Annotated in this window: 12 protein-coding genes; 10 read left to right on the forward strand and 2 right to left on the reverse strand. The window is 40.5% G+C overall.

Annotated features, from left to right (window positions below; genetic code table 11):
- Window positions 1–180: 180 nt before the first annotated feature.
- Both AEQ18_RS09465 and AEQ18_RS09470 read right to left on the reverse strand, forming a co-directional pair.
- Entirely contained in the window at window positions 181–2328 is a 2148-nt protein-coding gene (locus AEQ18_RS09465; RefSeq protein ID WP_054116098.1) for a GH92 family glycosyl hydrolase, read from the reverse strand.
- A 5-nt stretch (window positions 2329–2333) separates the two neighbouring features.
- Complete coding sequence (locus tag AEQ18_RS09470; RefSeq protein WP_054116099.1) at window positions 2334–3392, reverse strand: GntR family transcriptional regulator; 1059 nt, start codon at window positions 3390–3392, stop codon at window positions 2334–2336.
- A gap of 158 nt (window positions 3393–3550) precedes the next feature.
- On the opposite strand from AEQ18_RS09470, the gene AEQ18_RS09475 reads away from it, so the two are divergent.
- The 10 genes from AEQ18_RS09475 to AEQ18_RS09520 all read left to right on the forward strand — a co-directional run bounded on the left by AEQ18_RS09475 (window position 3551) and on the right by AEQ18_RS09520 (window position 18507).
- Window positions 3551–4840, forward strand: coding sequence for a glycoside hydrolase family 125 protein (locus AEQ18_RS09475; RefSeq protein ID WP_054116100.1), 1290 nt, complete (start codon window positions 3551–3553; stop codon window positions 4838–4840).
- A gap of 30 nt (window positions 4841–4870) precedes the next feature.
- A complete protein-coding gene (locus AEQ18_RS09480) occupies window positions 4871–7552 on the forward strand; it encodes an alpha-mannosidase (RefSeq protein ID WP_054116101.1) in 2682 nt (893 codons plus the stop codon).
- Between the two features lie 3 nt (window positions 7553–7555).
- The gene (locus AEQ18_RS09485) at window positions 7556–8425 is read left to right on the forward strand and encodes an ROK family protein (RefSeq protein WP_054116102.1); all 870 of its coding nucleotides are present in this window, start codon (window positions 7556–7558) and stop codon (window positions 8423–8425) included.
- Window positions 8422–9804 (forward strand): glycoside hydrolase family 1 protein, encoded by a 1383-nt coding sequence (locus AEQ18_RS09490; RefSeq protein ID WP_054116103.1) that lies wholly within the window; start codon window positions 8422–8424, stop codon window positions 9802–9804. Before AEQ18_RS09485 ends, AEQ18_RS09490 begins: the two co-directional genes overlap by 4 nt.
- Window positions 9805–10694: 890 nt before the next feature.
- Window positions 10695–10907, forward strand: coding sequence for a hypothetical protein (locus AEQ18_RS09495; protein WP_054116104.1), 213 nt, complete (start codon window positions 10695–10697; stop codon window positions 10905–10907).
- A 93-nt stretch (window positions 10908–11000) separates the two neighbouring features.
- Complete coding sequence (locus AEQ18_RS09500) at window positions 11001–11516, forward strand: hypothetical protein (protein ID WP_054116105.1); 516 nt, start codon at window positions 11001–11003, stop codon at window positions 11514–11516.
- 41 nt (window positions 11517–11557) lie between these two features.
- Window positions 11558–13705 carry a peptidase domain-containing ABC transporter gene (locus tag AEQ18_RS09505; RefSeq protein WP_054116106.1) on the forward strand — a complete coding sequence of 716 codons (2148 nt, stop codon included), beginning with the start codon at window positions 11558–11560 and terminating at the stop codon, window positions 13703–13705.
- 1107 nt (window positions 13706–14812) lie between these two features.
- Window positions 14813–15415: a YczE/YyaS/YitT family protein gene (locus tag AEQ18_RS09510; protein ID WP_054116107.1), complete on the forward strand. Its 603-nt coding sequence runs from the start codon at window positions 14813–14815 to the stop codon at window positions 15413–15415.
- Between the two features lie 159 nt (window positions 15416–15574).
- Window positions 15575–17080: an aldehyde dehydrogenase family protein gene (locus tag AEQ18_RS09515; RefSeq protein WP_054116108.1), complete on the forward strand. Its 1506-nt coding sequence runs from the start codon at window positions 15575–15577 to the stop codon at window positions 17078–17080.
- Window positions 17081–17292: 212 nt separating this feature from the next.
- Window positions 17293–18507 carry an MFS transporter gene (locus AEQ18_RS09520; protein WP_054116109.1) on the forward strand — a complete coding sequence of 405 codons (1215 nt, stop codon included), beginning with the start codon at window positions 17293–17295 and terminating at the stop codon, window positions 18505–18507.
- The last annotated feature ends 37 nt before the right edge of the window (window positions 18508–18544 follow it).

An 18544-nucleotide genomic window follows, 5' to 3' on the forward strand; every position in this document is an offset into this window, starting at 1 on the left:
CAAGATGAGAAGAGGGGAGAGGAAAGAAGAAAGAAGAAAGAAGAAAGAAGAAAGGTTCAATGTGTCTTGCATCTGCAGTAGGGAATGAATCAGCCAATGCGTGTAAGAAAATGAAGCACCTCTCAAAGTGAGAAGGATCAACTCACTTTGAGAGGCGCTTCAGCTTCATTATGCTGTTTTTTATGACCTGTTGCTTAGGCTGAATGGATACGCATCTTTTGACCAGGTGCGGCTGCGAGGCACAACACCTAATTTAAAATCAATGCTACCTCCAGCAATCAACTCTTGGTGGGTAAAGAACATTTTGTCTACGGGTGCATGATTGAGCGTGACCGCATCGACAAATAATTGTTGCGGTTTGTTTGGTGTACTTTGGATCGTTAAGGTCTTGCCTGAAGACAATTTGATGGTTGCTTGATCAAATAAAGGCATACCAATGACATATTCCCCGCTGCCTGGTGTGACAGGATAAAAGCCTAGTGCATTGAAGAGATACCAGCCTGCCATGCTGCCGTTGTCTTCGTCTCCTGGGAAACCTTTGGGGCTGTCGTCAAAGCACCGGGTCAACAATTGTTTGATCAATGGCTGTGCCATTTCAGGTTTGCCGATATAGCTGAATAAATAAGGATAGTGGAAACTTGGCTGATTTGAGATCGCCAACTGTCCAAAGTCGATCGCAGCCATTTCACTCATTTCATGGATCTCAAAGCCATAACCTTCAGTCGTATATTGCGGGTCTTGGTTGCACAGGTCGATCAATTTTGCTTCAAATCGTTCTTTGCCGCCATGGGCATTGATCAATCCTGCAAAGTCATGATAGACAGCAAAACTGCTTTGCCATGCACTGCCTTCTGCATAGTCTTTGCCCCAGCGATGCTGGTTGAAATCTGGACGGAAGCGGCCTTCTTTGTCTTTGGCCCGCATAAAGCCAGTTTCTGGATCGAATATATGCTGATAGTTCAGACTTTGTTTTTGATAATGGGCAATCTCGTTGTCAGCCACTTGTTTGCCTACCTGGCTGATACAAAAATCACTATAGCAATAGTCCAACGTGTGATTGACAGATTCATGGTAATCAAGAGGGACATAGCCATAAGTCAAATAGTCAAGGGTTCCTTGTCGACCATAGTTGCTGTTCTCGCTTTGCTGTGTCGCTGCCTTTTTCATGGCTGTCAGCAATTCAGGCATCAAGTCAGGACGAATGCCTTTGACAGCCGCATCAGCAATCACTGCATCGATCAACGTCCCTGGCATGAGGCCTCGTTCATCTGGTGATAACCATTTAGGCAGAAAGCCACTTTCTCGATAGCTGTTCAAGAAACCTTCCAACATTTCTTCCAGTTTTTCAACCGCAATCAGTGAGAACAGTGGATAAACGGTTTTATAGGTATCCCAAAATCCGTTGTTCGTATAAAGCGGGCCTGATTTAACCGTTTTTGCCAATGTATCCCAGTGGACTTTGCGGCCATCTGCATCAATTTCATAGAAAGTCTGCGGAAATAAAAATAAACGGTAAAAATTATGATAAAAGGTGCTGACTTGTTTTTGATCATGATGGGTCAATTCGATCCGTGACAAGTAATCATTCCATTGGTCAGTTGCGGAAGCTTTGTAATCCGCCAAAGTCCAATTCGCTTCTCGCTGCAAGTTGACAAAAGCTTGTTCTTCGCTAATAAAGGATGTGGCAAAATGCACGTCTTCTTGTATTTCATCTTTAAAGCGAACGATGACGAAGCCTTCCTCACCGCTTAAAGGTCCTTCTAGCGCAACGATCGAACTGGCAAATTTACAGACAAAATGGAAGGTAAATTGATCATCTTCACAACCTGAGAAAACGATCAGCGTCGCAGCGATCGTCTGCGCATCGATTTGCTTGACTGTAAAGGTACCAGGGAAGGATATGCCTAAGCCAGGATTCACCCCGCAGTTTTCGATAGCCAGCAGGCCGCCGTACATACTTGGAACGAGGGTGCCTGTAGATTGATAGCGTTGGGTCTTGATGTTCAGGTAGGCTGGATTGAAGCAGCTTTCTTCTGGTCGGTATGAACTTTGTGCGTGGAAGAGACTCATCTCACTGACTGCACCGTTCAACGGCAGCAGTGTCATGTGGCTGAAATCACCCATCCATGGGCTTGGTTGATGGGTGATCCGGAAACCTTGAAACGTCCGGTCCTCAGGATGGAACCACCAGCTTCCCCGCTGATTGCTGGTTTGCGGGGCGAAAAAATTCATCCCAAATGGGACCCCTGTATAAGGCAAACAATTGCCATGAGAAAAACTATATTGATTGTCAGTGCCATGTCTTGTATCGATCATTGAAACGTTCACTTCAGTCACTCCTTTGGTTGGGTAGATTCTCTTATGATCAAAGATACCGCTACTAATTGGGCAGCCGGTTCTGTTGATACGTGATTTTTTTCCTGAGCAGTATCTGCGGATTGATTGATTTGCTCAATGACCTTCAAACCAGCCAAACGACCCATTTCGGCAAAATTCTGTCCGATAGTGGTCAAAGCTGGATCGACCAATGCAGCTGCTTGGATATTGTCGAAGCCAATGATCGAAAAATCAGCGGGTATCTGTGGATGTTGGCGGATATGCCGCATGAGCTCGATGGCGACTAAATCATTTTCACAGATAGCGGCTGTGATTTGCTGGTCTTGGATATACGTCACTGCTTCCGTTAAAACTGCACGACCGTCATCCAATTTTGTCAAAAAATCGACAGATCGTTGCATTGTTTCAACATAACCCAAATAACGTTTGCGCACAGATTGCGGATGATGGCGACTGCCAAAAATATAGGCAATCCGCTGATGCCCTAATGAAAGCAGGTGCGCAGCGGCTAATTGACCGCCCTCAAAGTTATCAGGCAAGATTGCTGGAAAGTCAAAATCATGGAGTTGTTTGTCTAAGGTCACGACAGGAAAGCCATGCTGCTGACAAGTAAACAGCAGATCATAGTAAGAACTTGTGTTGCTGGCATAATAAATCATCCCGTCAAATTCCTGCATCAATTCCTGCGGAGAGGTCTTCTCTAAATAATCTGCCGGCGTCATCAGTAATTCATAGCCATACGCTTGCATAATTGGATAGATGCCTTCAGTAAAGTTCCCTAGAGAAAGGTCATTGGCAAATGGCAAAACAAAGAGGATCTTGCCTGTAGCGACACGACTTGTTTTTTGCCGAACGAAACTGCCGCTACCTTGTACGCGATAAATCAATTGATTCTGCTCAAGTTCTGTTAAAGCCCGCTTTGAGGTGATCCGACTGACTTGATAGGTTTCAGACAGCTCTTTTTCAGTCGGGACACGACTGCCAGGAGCCAGTGTGCCGGTCAAAATGGCATCGTGCAACGCATCGTAAATTTGTTTATAGAGAGGCTCTTTCATACACATGCTCCTTTTTGATATATCATATTCAACAGAATAGCATAAAAAAACAAAAATGAAAACCCTTTAATTTTTATAAAATTTAGCTAGACATCAAGATTAAAGATGGTTATACTGAACTCGTGAAATGATATATCAAATTTAAGGATGGTGACTTCATGGTCTACAAACAAATACCACAATCAGTCGCAACATTTATGGAAACGATTACGGAAAAATGCGGAGAAGAACACGCTGACTGGGCAAAAAATTTCAATGCTGCATTTGCCAATACTTTACTAACAACTGTCAAACGTCACGAAGATGGCACGACATTTTTATTAACTGGTGATATTCCTGCTATGTGGCTGCGGGATTCAACTGCGCAAGTACGTCCATATTTAGTGATCGCAAAAGAAGATGAAGATTTGGCTGCCATGATCAGCGGTCTAGTGAAGAAACAGTTTTATTATATCAATATCGATCCCTATGCGAATGCCTTCAATGAAACAGCCAATGGCGCTGGTCATCAAACGGACCATACGGAAATGAATGATTGGATCTGGGAACGCAAGTATGAGATCGACTCATTGTGCTATCCCGTTCAGCTGGCCTATCTGCTTTACAAAAATACCGGTAGAACCGATCAATTCAACGAGGATTTTGTCAGCGGTATCAAGAAAGTCCTAACGATTTTCAAAACGGAGCAAGACCATGACGCATCTCCGTATCTATTTGAACGTGATACTTGGCGCAAAGAAGATACCTTGACGCATGAAGGCAAAGGTACGCCGGTGAAGCCGACAGGAATGACTTGGTCAGGATTTCGGCCGAGTGATGATGCGTGCAAATATGGCTACTTGGTACCATCTAATATGTTTGCCGTGGTCGTTCTGGGCTATATCCAAGAACTATTTTCAAGTGTTCTGACAGATGAAACGATCGTTGCCCAAGCCAAAACTTTGCAAACAGAGATCCAAGCAGGTATCGATACCTATGGCCTAACGACTAATCAAGCAGGTGAACAGGTCTATGCCTATGAAGTGGACGGTCTTGGTGGCGCATCCCTTATGGATGACAGTAATGTGCCGAACTTGATTGCAGCACCGTATCTTGGGTATGGCGCCATGGATGACCCAACGTATCTGGCCACCCGAAAGACACTGTTAAGTGCAGAAAATCCATACTTCTATGAAGGGAAATTTGCCAAAGGAATTGGTAGTTCTCATACACCAGAAAATTATGTCTGGCCGATCGCAATGGCGATGGAAGGGATGACGACAGAGGATAAAGCAGAGAAAAAACGGATCCTCGATCAATTGGTGGCCACGGATGCCGGAACCAATTTGATGCACGAAGGATTTGATGTCGATGATCCAAACCAATATACAAGAGAATGGTTCTCGTGGGCCAATATGATGTTTTGCGAATTGGTCATGGACTATTTCGATATTCGGGTAGAAAAATAAATAGCAGAAAAAGTACAAGGAGTTTGAGTGATGAAAAAACAAGTCTATATCATTTCCCACAGTCATTGGGATCGAGAATGGTACATGCCTTATGAACAGCACCATATGCGTTTGGTCGAACTGATGGACGATCTATTGAACTTGATCGACACCGATCCTGATTTCCATAGTTTCCACTTAGATGGACAAACCATTATCTTAGATGATTATTTAGAAGTGCGGCCAGAAAAAAGAGCGGCCGTTCAAGCGGCGATCCAACAAGGCAAACTGCAGATCGGTCCATTCTATATTTTGCAAGATGATTTCTTGATCAGTGCAGAATCCAATACCCGCAATATGTTGATTGGCATGGCAGAAAGCAAAAAATGGGGCACGCCAGTGATGTTGGGCTACTTCCCGGATACCTTTGGCAACATGGGCCAAACGCCGCAAATGATGTTGCAAGCAAATCTTGAAAGTGCGGCATTTGGCCGCGGTGTCAAACCGATTGGTTTTGACAATGAAGTCTTGCCAGACGATCAATTTACCTCGCAGTATTCGGAAATGCATTGGGAAGGACCAGACGGCAGTAAAATTTTCGGCTTGCTGTTTGCCAATTGGTACTCGAACGGCAATGAGATCCCTGCAGAAAAACAAGCGGCCAAAGCCTTTTGGGATCAAAAATTGGCGGATGTAGAGAAATTTGGCGCGACCAATCATTACTTGATGATGAACGGCGTGGATCATCAGCCAGTGCAAAAAGATATCTCAGCGGCGATTCGATTGGCCAATGAATTATATCCAGAATATGAATTCAAACATGCCAGCTTTACCGAATATTTGGCAGCTGTCCAAGAAGATCTACCCGACGATCTTGGTACCATTACTGGCGAATTAACCAGTCAAGAAACGGACGGCTGGTATACTTTAGCCAATACGGCTTCTGCGCGGGTCTACTTGAAACAATGGAACACCCGCGTCTCGCGGCAACTAGAAAATGTCGCTGAACCATTAGCAACGATGGCCTATGACCTAACACAAGACTATCCGCATGATGTCTTGGATTTTGGTTGGAAGACCCTGATGCAGAATCATCCCCATGACAGTATTTGCGGCTGCTCAGTGGATGAAGTCCACCGAGAAATGATGCCGCGATTCGAAAAAGCCAATGAAATTGGCAAATACGTGGCTGAAGAGGCATTGCGTCAGTTGACAGAAGCAATCGATACATCTGTGTTTCCAGAAAACAGCCGTCCTTTTGTGGTCTTCAATACAGCTGGAACAGCGCGTTCTGGTCTTGTGCCAGTCACTGTTGAACTGGAGCGAAAGACCTTTAGAGAAGGCATGCCCAGCAAACTATATCATGAACTGAAAGATAAGCCGAAAAGCAATTACAAGGTGATTGATGCCGCTGGAAACCAGGTTGAAGCAATCATTCATGAGGAAGAAGTACTATTTGATTATGACTTGCCAAAAGATGCTTTCCGGATCCCTTATATGAAACGCTTTGTGACGCTTCAAGTGGCCGTTCAAGAGATGGCTGAATTTTCTTGGCAAACCTATGCCTTAGTGGAATCCGAAGTAGCCGGCTCAATGGCAGACTTGATCGTGAAAGAAGAGGGGCGGCAACTGGCGAATGGGCATTTGACAATCGATATTGCTGACAATGGCAGTTTGGCAGTCACCAATCATCAGACTGGCGATACATTTGAAAATCTATTGGTCTTTGAAAATGTCGGTGATATTGCCAATGAATATATCTTTAAACAACCAGAAGGAGATCAAGCGATTCTCTCCACTGCTTTCCCTCATCAAATCAACGTGATCGAAAATACTGACCTAGTAGGTGTGGTCGAGATTCGTCAAAAGTTGATGATTCCATCTGCGGCAGATGAACGTTTAGCAGAAGAACAAAAAGCGGTCGTTGATTTTCGATTCCGCAAAGCGCAGCGAAATCAAGAGTTGGTGCCATTCACACTGACAACGCAAGTACGTTTAGAGCGGGATAGTCAGCGAGTAGCATTTCAGACGACAGTCAATAACCAGAGCAAAGACCATCGTTTGCGGGCATTGTTCCCAACTGGAATCCATGTTGATTTCCATGAGGCAGACAGTATTTATGAAGTGGTCAAACGGCCCAATAAAGTCTCTAGTCATTGGGAGAATCTAACGAATCCTCAACATCAGCATGCTTTTGCCAATTTGCATGATGACCATAAAGGGGTGACTGTGTCCAACTTTGGTTTGAACGAATATGAGATCGTGGATGATACCATTTGTTTAACGCTATTGCGTTGTACTGGTGAACTTGGCGATTGGGGCTATTTCCCAACACCAGAAGCGCAATGTTTAGGTCAACATACTTTTGACTATGGCATTGCTTTCCATGGCACGCCAGAAGAAAGATATGCCACATATAAACAAGCCCAGGCAGCACAAATTCCATGGACCGCGGCACAAATTGCCCATCAAACAGGTACATTGGCACCTGCTGTGCACTATATCAACGCACAAGGTGATACGACAGCAATCACCGCATTCAAACGCAGCCGCAACCAAGACCAAATCGTCTTGCGCGGGTATAATCTGGCCGACCAAGAAACAGCGTTTCACGTACAAAAAGACCAAATGAACTTAGAAGTGTTGAATCTCTTAGAAGATGGCACTGACAGCATGCCAACACAGACAATCAAACCTTATGAGATTCGAACGATTGGGTTAAAGGAGAGATAGCAGATGTATATTGGCGGGATTGAAGCTGGCGGCACAAAAATGATTTGTGCCGTCGCAGATGAAGCGATGATGGTCGTTGACCAAATATCCATTCCTACGACCACACCAACAGAAACGTTGACAGCCATTTTTGACTTTTTTGCGCCCTATCCTATGAAAGCGGTGGGGGTTGGGTCATTTGGGCCAATCGGTATTGATCCGCAACAGGCCAATTATGGACATATTTTGGCAACACCCAAAGCTGGCTGGCAGCAAATAGATTTGGTCGGTGCATTGTCCAGCCAATGGCCGGATACGGCAATCATTTGGACGACCGATGTCAACGCCGCTGCTTACGGAGAATTACGCTTAGGGGCAGCCCAAGGCAAAAACAGCTGTGTCTATATGACGGTGGGTACAGGGATCGGCGCAGGAGTTGTCAGAGAAGGGGCGTTATTCCAAGGAATCGGCCATCCAGAAATTGGGCATACCTTTGTCAAACGGCATCCAGAAGATCACTATCAAGGGACATGTCCTTATCACCATGACTGCTTGGAGGGTCTGGCTGCAGGTCCGTCATTGGAAGGTCGAACGGGGATCAAAGGACAAGATCTGCCAGCAGATCACGCTGTATGGGACCTGCAAGCCTTCTATATCGGCCAAGCGTTGGTCAATATCACATTAACCTTGGCACCAGAGAAAATTATCATTGGCGGGGGCGTGATGAACCAACCGCATTTATTGACAAAAATCAAAGACGCATTTGTGCAGCAAATGGCGGGTTACATGGAAACACCACCTGTGGATGATTATATTGCCGCATGGGCTTTACCGAATCAAAGCGGCATCACAGGTTGTCTGCTGTTGGCGCAAGAAAAGGTGGGGCAGAAATGACGATCCACTTTCCAGAAGGATTCTGGTGGGGAGCCGCTGCCAGCGGTCCGCAAACAGAAGGCCGTTTGACAAATGACAACAAAGGAACGTCCATCTGGGACCATTGGTATACAACCAATCCTGAAAAATTTTTCCAAGGTCAAGGCCCAGGACAAACCACCCAAGTACTGACGCATTTTCAAGAAGATTTGCGTTGCATGGAAGAAATCGGCTTCAATTCGTTTCGGACATCGATCCAGTGGAGCCGATTGATTCCAAAAGGTCGAGGCAAAGTTGATCCAGAAGCGGTGGCTTTTTATCACCAGTATTTTGATGAGATGCTGGCACGAGGAATCGAACCTTTTGTTAATCTTTATCATTTTGATATGCCGATGACGCTGCAAAATGAAGGGGGTTGGCTCAATCGAGAAACAGTCACGGCTTTTGGCGACTATGCCAAAATATGTTTTGATTTGTTTGGTGATAAAGTCAAACACTGGTTCACACAAAATGAACCCATCGTTCCCGTCGAAATGGGGTATTTGTACCAGCAACATTATCCAGCAGTGGTGGATTTATCAATGGCTGTACAAGTGGGCTATCATGAAGCGCTGGCTAGTGCTTTGGCGATCCAAAAGTTCCGCCAATCTGCATGTGATGGGCAAATCGGCATTATTTTAAATCTTACCCCCACCTATCCCAAAGACCCGCAGGATCCTGCTGACCAACAAGCCGCAGTGCTTGCGGATGCCTTTTTTAACCGGTCATTTTTAGATCCAGCCGTCAAAGGGACTTTTCCTAAGGAATTGGTGGCGATCCTCGATGATTTAGGTATCCGTCCAGTCACTGAAGCCGCAGATTTGACAGTGATCCGCGACAATACAGTGGATTTGTTAGGTGTCAACTACTATCAACCTCGGCGCGTCCAACAGAAACGATCGCCGAAACAGGAACAGCAGCCAATGCCAGAAGATTACTTCGATTATTATGACTGGCCAGACAAAAAGATCAATCCGTATCGTGGTTGGGAAATCTACGAAAAAGGCATTTATGATACCTTGATCAATCTGCGAGACAACTATGGCAATATCCCTTGCTTTATTTCAGAGAATGGGATGGGCGTAGAAGATGAAGGGCGTTTCAAAAATGCATCAGGCATGATCGAAGACGATTATCGTATTCAATTTGTCAAAGACCACTTACGTTATGTCCATCAAGCAATCGAAGAAGGTGCGCATTGCCTGGGGTATCATATGTGGGCGGCTACGGACAATTGGTCTTGGTTGAACGCCTTCAAGAATCGTTATGGCTTTATTTCCATCGATTTAGAGACCCAAGAACGCACGATCAAGCAGTCTGGTTACTGGTTTAAAGAAGTGATTCAAGAAAATGGGTTTTAATTGCCCTTCATCAACAGTGCAACTATCCGCAAGCCTCACTGCGGGTAGCTTTTTTGTACTTATTATGAATAAACAACTTGGTGGTGAAGGATATCACATGTTTAAGTATATAGATTTTTAGGAAAGTCAAGATGGCAAGCAAAACGTTCTGAACAGAAAATGAATATAAGTTTGATGTAGATCAGCTAAGCCTACGAATAATATATATCAACGGATTTGACAGATGGATCGAGTAAAATGGCTCCAGTTTGTTCGCTATGCAAATGACTGTAATACTGATATCAAAAGTAAGAGCGAATAAATATAGTAACGAGCATCGCAATTAATTTGATTTAAATTACGATCCAGCTACTTGTCAAATAAGAGGTATGTTCAGTTGAAAGCTCTTTGTAATGTAAATTTCTTTGGTATTCAATTGTACCCCAAAAGAAAAATATTTAAATATGTCAACATATTATGAAGAAGAAAGTAGAAATAATTATAAAATATAATCGTGGTAGAATTGTATAAGTTTTGTTCAAATAGATAAACTACTGATGGATAATTGAATAAACTATTTTGAAATCAATGAGAGAAAAAAATCATAAGACTAAATGTATGGTCGAAAAGAACTATTCGACCATACATTCGGAAACAATAGAAGATATCACGAAACAATTGCAAGAATCTGCTCGATTAAGTAAGTGAGAAACACAAAGCGTGTGTACGATCGATTAATAAAAAGGACTGTTAATTGAATAACTGTGTACAAATCATTACACATAGTGATAAAAGAAAGAGGGGGATTAAAAAAATATAATTTAGTAAAAAAATATGATAAAACGTATTGACAAGCGCTTTCAAAGAGATACAATTATACTGTAAAAATAAATTATGAAGGAGAAATTTCTATGGAAAAAATGAGAGCGTTATCTTTAGAAGAATTAAAGAATGTTAAAGGAGGGGCAAGCTACGGTTCTGGAGCCTTTTCAAATCCTGGAGGTTCTATAGGGAAAGGACGTCAAGTTTATATAAGCGATAATAATTGTTCGAACAGATTAGGGTTACCAGCTAGGATAATAGCATATATTGGTGGTGGAAGGTACAAATGTGAAACTATTTAAATAAAGTACAAATACAACTTGCTGATAGAATTATTAGCAAGTTGTATTTATATAAAAAAGTAAAAATGATTATATGAATTGAGGTTAGCAATTGTGAAAAATTATAAAAAGAAAGTAGTATACATATTAATTATTTTGTCAATCATTATAATTTCTCTTTTTTGTTATGTAATTTTTAGTATTATCAACAATACAAGTGAGGGGATTGAAAAACAAAACGAAGAAGATGCGTTTTTTAAAAGTTCAGAAATTTATAATCAAAATATTACAAATCTTTTTATAGAAGGTAAATTGATTAATGGCAACTTGAAGGATAATATAGAATATTTTGAGTCCTATCATGAAGAGGAATATTTCATCTATTTTGGTAGAAATAATTGTCAATATTGTCAAGAGTTTCTACCGATTCTTTCCGATTATTTGTTGAATTTTAATGAAAAACAAGTTTTTTATTATGATACAAATAAAAATCTTGAAATCAAAGAAGAGATAATCAATATGTTTCAACTTGAATTTGTTCCCACTTTAATCAAAATAAATGGCAATTCGAAAATTAAATACAATGATGAAAAGGATGACTTAAAGGATTTTTTTGGAAATGAAGAATGAAACTGTTCTTATCTAAAAATTAATGAAGGGAAGATACCACCATGGTAAAAACATTTTTACAACACGATTCAGAGGACTGTGGTCCAGCTTGCGTTGCTTCAATTCTAGATTACTATAAAAGCTCTGTTCATATTTTCCAATTAAGAGAGCTTTGCGGAACACAAAAAAGTGGAACTACAGCTTATGGAATTAAACAAGCCTTTCAAACTTTGGGTTTTGAATGTGATGTTTTAAAATATGAAAATACATTTTCGAAAATTAACTTAATAAAACTACCAAGTATTGCCCATACAGTTGATGAACATAAATTCCATCATTATGTGGTAATAAAAAAAGTAACATCAAAATATATATATGTAATGGATCCAGCTCAAGGTAAACGGAAACTAAGCTACGAGCAATTTGAAAATATATGGACAGGGATACTCTTTATAGTAGAACCTTCTAATCATTATGAAATCATAAAATCAAGAAAGTTTGAAATAAATCGCATATTTAATATATTTTTGAAGGATTCAAGTTTAGTTTCTTTAATTATATTTTCATCAATTTTTATCATATTCTTTAGTGTTGCAAGTTCGTTTTTTTTTCAAACAATTATAGATTATTTTTTACCATATAAAGATTTTGAGTATCTAAGTTATTTATCACTTTTTTTAATAGTAGCATATGTTTTTAGCAGCTTATTAGAGTTGATAAGAAATTATATGGTAATTATTTTAGGACAACATTTAAGTGCAGAAATTATGTTGAGGTATATAAAGCACGTGCTATCGTTACCTGTCAAATTTTTTTCAACACGAAATACGGGTGATATATTTTCAAGATTTTCAGATGCAAACTTTATTGTAGATGCTCTATCAAATGCTATTTTATCTATTTTTTTAGATTTTGGAATGGTTTTAATAATTGGTATAACTTTAATGTTCCAGAATAAAGTCTTGTTTTTTATCACGTTATCAACGGTTCCTTTATATGCTTTTATTATTTTTTTCTTTTCAGGTCGATATAGAAAAGCTAGTAGTATTGAGGTTGTTAATAAGGCTGAAGTAACTTCTGACATTCTAGAAGTATTTAATGGGATAGAAACGATTAAATCTTTTAATAATGAAACAAATATATATAATAAGATAAAAAGAAAATTCTATTTATTACAAAAAAACTCTTTGAAAGTTTTACTACTGGATGACGTACAGAGTTTTTTGAAAAATTGTATTCAACTTATTAATAGTGTGTTAGTAATGTGGATTGGATCTTATTTTATTATGATTGAAACACTTTCTTTAGGAGAGTTAGTTACATACAATGCACTAATAGCTTTTTTAATAACTCCTATTCAAAATATTTTTAATTTACAAATAAAAATTCAGTCTGCCTTAGTAGCTAATGAAAGAATTCAGGAAATTACCTCAATACATAATGAAAAATCTGATAATTATGAAAAAAAAGAGGATTATCTTTGTAGAGAATCACTAAAAGTTTCAGATTTATGTTTTTCTTATGATGATGATCTTACAATATTGGATCATATGGATTTTGAAATTAAATTTAATGAAAAGGTTTTAATAGTAGGTGCAAGCGGATCTGGAAAATCAACATTAGCAAAAATGCTAGTGAAGTTTTTTGAACCGACCAAAGGAAATATTTACAACGGAAACGAAAATTTTGCAAATATAAAGAATGATAGTATACGTGATCATGTCATTTATTTACCTCAAGAGTCGTATTTTTTTTCTGGGACTGTATTGGACAATATTAAGTTTGGTTTTAACAGTTGTGATATTTCTAAAGTAGAAGAAATTTGTGGGAAAATTGGATTAATGGAAGTAATTGAAAAGTTACCATTAAAATTTAATACTCGTATAGATATTGATGCGAGTAATTTCTCTACAGGTGAAAAACAAAGAATTGCCGTTGCAAGAGCTCTTTTACGTAATCCTGATATTTTAATTTTAGATGAATCTACTAGTAATTTGGATTATTTGTCAGAAAGGAGGATAATTGAGTATTTATTAAATGAATGCGAAATGACTGTTATCCTAATTACTCATCGTTTGCAAATGGCAAAAATATTTGACAAAATTTTAGTTTTGAAAGAAATGAAATTAGTTGAACAAGGCAAACATCAGGATTTATTAAAGGGGAAGAACTATTATTATAAGATATGGAATCAAAACTGTAGAATTTAATTCTTTTTTTATTTTTTATGAGTTCCAATTAGTCAAACTAAGGAAGGTAAATTCTCTTTTGTTAAATTACTCAACAATTACATTCATCGGGTTTTGGCATTTTTTGAAAATCTTTTGAAATTGTTTTTGTTTGTAAGCTATAGATAAAATAAATCACATAGAGACTTTTTTTAATCTATAGCTTTTAAAAATCTGTCACTACTGAATATTTCATTTGAAATTTTTTTCAGATAGATTTAAGAGGATGGGGTGAGGAATAAAAATAAGTATTAATTTCATTTTAATTTTAAGTGATTTTTCAAAAGTTAATGTCTTCGAAATACGCAGCGGAGTGATTCAGTCATAATTATCCCACTGTCTGTTAACCATCTAGTTACTGTGTAATAATAAATTTTTCGTGATAACATTTGAAAAATAGGGTGCGAAAATAATCATGAAACGAAAAAATGAATCGATGTGGCTAATATTAGATGGACTATTGGATCAATCTTTTTAATCTGATTGTGTATTTACTATAGACGACTGAATCGGATAGAAAGAATGATCAAAATAAACTTGTTTCATTTTAAAAAGTGTACATCCCATGTAAATCTGTCTGCGAAAGCAGTATTGGAAAATTAAGGCATGAAATAGTTTATCAACGGATCAAGTTGTCTTTGGTAAAAGCCCTCTTGAGTATAGAAAAAAGCAAGATATATTTATTAAAGATGTTTTGCGTCATAAAGAGCAGTATTAATTTCGAGAATATACTTGTGATGATTTAAAATAATTTTATTTTAGGAGAGGTCGAAGATGAAGAATAACTAATACCTAAAATTGATGTCCTACTGTGAAGCCCTTGATTAAATCATATGGCATATATCCAGCTAAATCGAAGTTCTGAATAGATAAGTTCTTCCTTAAAGGAGGCTCTTCTCGAATTCATACGCAAATAGATCAATCATCAAAATAATCAAAAAGTGAATCGTGGAAATTAGTAAGTGTGAGAATTAGATTTTTATAGAAAAAAATGACTGAATACTTCAGAAAAGATAGTAATTTGACCGCTTTCAAGGTAAACTGAAATAAGTGATTTGAATGATTATGAGATGAAAAGAGTGTGATGTCGTGAAAGAATCAAAAAAAATAGGACAAGTTTTTTTAGGCACAGGGATGATTGCATTGGCGGTATCTTTGTTGATCACTGCGCATCAAGGCTATGATACGATCAGTACCTTTTTGTTAGGTATCTTAAACTTTGTAGAGAGCCCATTTTGGATCGCTAGTCTTTGTTTCAACTGTATTGTTTTATTGATCGTTGCCTTGCTGGGCCGTGAAGAATTGGGGATCGGCAGTATCATCAACGGAATCGGTCTAGGATTGCTGATTGGGATTTTTGAACCTATATTGGATAAAATCTCAGTCCACCTGCCGTTTTATTCTTGGTTGGCAATTATTGCCGCACCGATTTTATTTGGGATCGGCGCAGGCATCTATGTATCTTCCAACAAAGGCTCTGCGGCCTTAGAGGCGCTGACTGCCTTGATTTATAAACGGACAAAATTGACCCAAAAAACGATTCGTATCGGCTTAGATGCTGCTATGGTCTTGATCGGTTTTGCTTTGGGGGCAAGTGTGGGGCTAGGAACATTGCTTTGCATCGTCTTCATTGGTCCGATTTTTGAAGCAACATTGAAATTTCTGGCTGCCCATGCACCAGCTGAGGGATAAAAAATGCGCACCAGCATTGGAAACAAAAACAAAAGCATGATGGCTGTATTGCGCGGCCATCATGCTTTTGTTTTATATTAGAAATTTTTTTGATAATTCTGAATGTAAGCGCTATAATTATATTGAAACTATTTTCACAAAAGAGAAAGGCGGAATGATATGAACAGTTTAGCATTAGTGAAAGATTGGTCCAAAGAGAAAAAGCATTTTGACTTATTTATCGATGGCGAATGGACATCGGGATCGGAAGGAAGTACCCTCGACGCCATCAATCCAGCAACTGGCGAAGTCTTGGCGGAATTTGTGGATGCAACAGATACGGACGTTGACCGAGCCGTTGCGGCAGCCAATCAAGCATTAACGTCTTGGCGAAAAACTTCCCTCGAAGAACGTTCGCGCTTATTGTTGAAAATTGCCGATATCATTGAAGAAAACACAGCGCGCTTGGCATTGATCGAAACATTGGATAATGGCAAACCGATCCGGGAAACCAAAGCCATCGATGTGCCATTTAGTGCGGATCATTTCCGCTATTTTGCCGGTGTGATTCGAGCGGAAGAAGGAACGGCGCAGCTTCTTGGCGAACATACACTAAGTATCAATTTAAAGGAACCAATCGGTGTGGTCGGTCAGATCATTCCATGGAACTTTCCTTTTTTGATGGCTGCGTGGAAAATTGCGCCAGCTTTGGCTGCCGGTAATACCATCGTCATCCATCCGTCATCCTCGACCTCATTAAGTATTTTAGAATTTACCCGTTTGATTCAAGATGTACTGCCAAAAGGAGTCCTGAATGTCATTACAGGAAAAGGCAGCAAGTCTGGTGAATACATGCTGCACCATGAAGGCATCGCGAAGTTGGCCTTTACTGGCTCGACCGAGGTTGGCAACAATGTGGCAAAATCAGCTGCAGCACGATTGATTCCTGCCACATTGGAATTAGGCGGCAAGTCGGCGAATATTTTCTTTAACGATATGCCGTTAGAAAAAGCATTGGACGGGGCGCAGTTGGGCATCCTCTTTAACCAAGGACAGGTCTGCTGTGCGGGTTCGAGAATATTCGTCCAATCTGGTATTTATGACAAATTTGTTGAAATGCTGGCGGATCGTTTCAAGCGTGTGCGCGTTGGCTTGCCTTGGGAGGAAGACACCCAAATGGGGGCACAGGTCAACGAAAAACAAGTCCAGTCGATCCTTGAATATGTTGACATCGGTAAGCGTGAAGGGGCGATCGTCAAAGCTGGAGGAGCGATCATCTCTCGTGATCAATTGGCCAGTGGCTGTTTCATGGAACCAACATTGCTGATCAATGTGACCAACGATATGCGCATTGCCCAAGAAGAAATCTTTGGCCCTGTGGCAGTGGTGATCAAGTTTGACACAATCGATGAAGTTGTAGAGATGGCCAATGATTCCATTTATGGACTAGGTGGCGGCGTGTGGACCCAGAATCTGAATACGGCCCTCGATGTAGCCAAACGTTTAGAAACTGGGCGTGTCTGGGTCAACACCTACAATCAAATTCCCGCAGGTGCACCATTTGGCGGGTATAAGCAATCCGGCATTGGTCGGGAAACGTACAAATCGATGCTTGACGCCTATTCACAAACAAAAAACATTATGATCGACACCAGTGATGCACCTTCTGGCTTTTTTGTACAGTAACTTAAAAAGAACAAGAAGCGATTTGATATTCACTATTAATGATGTGTGATTCTCTATCCATCAGAAAAGAATGTTCCTGTAAAGGAACGTTTTTTTTTTGTTAAAAGGGTTGCCTGTGCATGAAAAGAAGATAATCTAGCATAAAAGCGTGTTTTTTCCATGGTTGAATCGGCTAAACATTGCGTATACTGAGGGTATAAAGGAGGAACAAAATGAAAAATTTCCAAGCAACGTTGACCGCTTGCTTTGTGGGGTATATTGTTCAAGCAATCATCAACAATTTTGCACCATTGCTTTTTTTGACCTTTCAATCTCAGTATCAATTACCAATCACTCAAATCACCCTTTTGGTGAGTATCAATTTTTTGACCCAATTGTTGGTTGATTTTGCGGCGATTTTCTTTGTCGACCGCATCGGGTATCGTCCATCGATCGTGGCGGCGCATGGCTTTGCTGCTGCTGGTTTGATTGGTTTGGCCGTTTTTCCAGCCATATTTCCCTCCCCTTTCAGTGGATTGTTAGCAGCAGTGGTTCTGTATGCAATTGGCGGGGGGCTTTTAGAAGTGTTGGTGAGTCCAATCGTTGAAGCCAGTCCAACTGACCATAAGGAAAAGGCGATGAGTCTGCTGCATTCTTTCTATTGCTGGGGCTATGTGGGGGTTGTCTTGTTGTCAACGCTTTTCTTTGCGGTTTTCGGGATCGCTCGCTGGCAGCTGTTGGCGATGATTTGGTCATTGTTGCCGATAGCCAATTTATTTGTTTTTTTGAAAGTACCCTTGGCGCCAATAGTAGCAGAAGGAGAGCAGGGCTTATCTACGCGCGGATTATTTAAATTAAAAACGTTTTGGCTGCTGCTTGTGATGATGGTCTGTGCGGGTGCGTCTGAACAAGCAGTCAGCCAGTGGGCCTCAACGTTTGCCGAACAAGGCTTAGGGGTGTCAAAAACGGTGGGTGATTTATCTGGCCCGATGGTTTTCGCCCTCATGATGGGCGCTTCTCGATTGCTTTATGGCCGTTTTGGCGAACGGATCGACCTCAAGCGCTTTATGGTCTTTAGTTTAAGCCTGTGCGTGATTGCCTATGGCATGATCGGTTTAGCGAAGATGCCGTTGATTGGTTTCTTAGGCTGCGGGATCAGCGGTTTTGCAGTTGGGATTTTGTGGCCAGGTATTTTCAGCTTTTCGGCACAGTATATTCGCAATGGCGGCACAGCTTTGTTTGCTTACTTGGCTTTAGCTGGTGATCTAGGCTGTTCATTAGGCCCAGCTGTTGTCGGCAATGTCGTAGAGTGGTCCGGTGCCAGCCTGCAACTGGGGATTTTAGCGGCAGTTGTATTTCCGCTCTTGTTATTGGTCGCTTTGACCTTCTTGCACCGAACCAGCAGAACAGAACAAGTTCCCCTAGAAATACTGTCAAATCAAGATTAATTGAGTGAAGCAAGTGCTGATCAGATGAAAGCATTTG

The sequence above is a fragment of the Enterococcus sp. RIT-PI-f genome, assembly GCF_001297065.1.
In the GTDB taxonomy this organism is placed as follows: domain Bacteria; phylum Bacillota; class Bacilli; order Lactobacillales; family Enterococcaceae; genus Enterococcus_D.

Coding starts and splice junctions, on each gene's coding strand:
- AEQ18_RS09520 (WP_054116109.1), top strand. CDS start 17,293: ATGAAAAATTTCCAAGCAACGTTGACCGCTTGCTTTGTGGGGTATATT.
- AEQ18_RS09485 (WP_054116102.1), top strand. CDS start 7,556: ATGTATATTGGCGGGATTGAAGCTGGCGGCACAAAAATGATTTGTGCC.
- AEQ18_RS09490 (WP_054116103.1), top strand. CDS start 8,422: ATGACGATCCACTTTCCAGAAGGATTCTGGTGGGGAGCCGCTGCCAGC.
- AEQ18_RS09495 (WP_054116104.1), top strand. CDS start 10,695: ATGGAAAAAATGAGAGCGTTATCTTTAGAAGAATTAAAGAATGTTAAA.
- AEQ18_RS09475 (WP_054116100.1), top strand. CDS start 3,551: ATGGTCTACAAACAAATACCACAATCAGTCGCAACATTTATGGAAACG.
- AEQ18_RS09480 (WP_054116101.1), top strand. CDS start 4,871: ATGAAAAAACAAGTCTATATCATTTCCCACAGTCATTGGGATCGAGAA.
- AEQ18_RS09505 (WP_054116106.1), top strand. CDS start 11,558: ATGGTAAAAACATTTTTACAACACGATTCAGAGGACTGTGGTCCAGCT.
- AEQ18_RS09515 (WP_054116108.1), top strand. CDS start 15,575: ATGAACAGTTTAGCATTAGTGAAAGATTGGTCCAAAGAGAAAAAGCAT.
- AEQ18_RS09470 (WP_054116099.1), bottom strand. CDS start 3,392: ATGAAAGAGCCTCTCTATAAACAAATTTACGATGCGTTGCACGATGCC.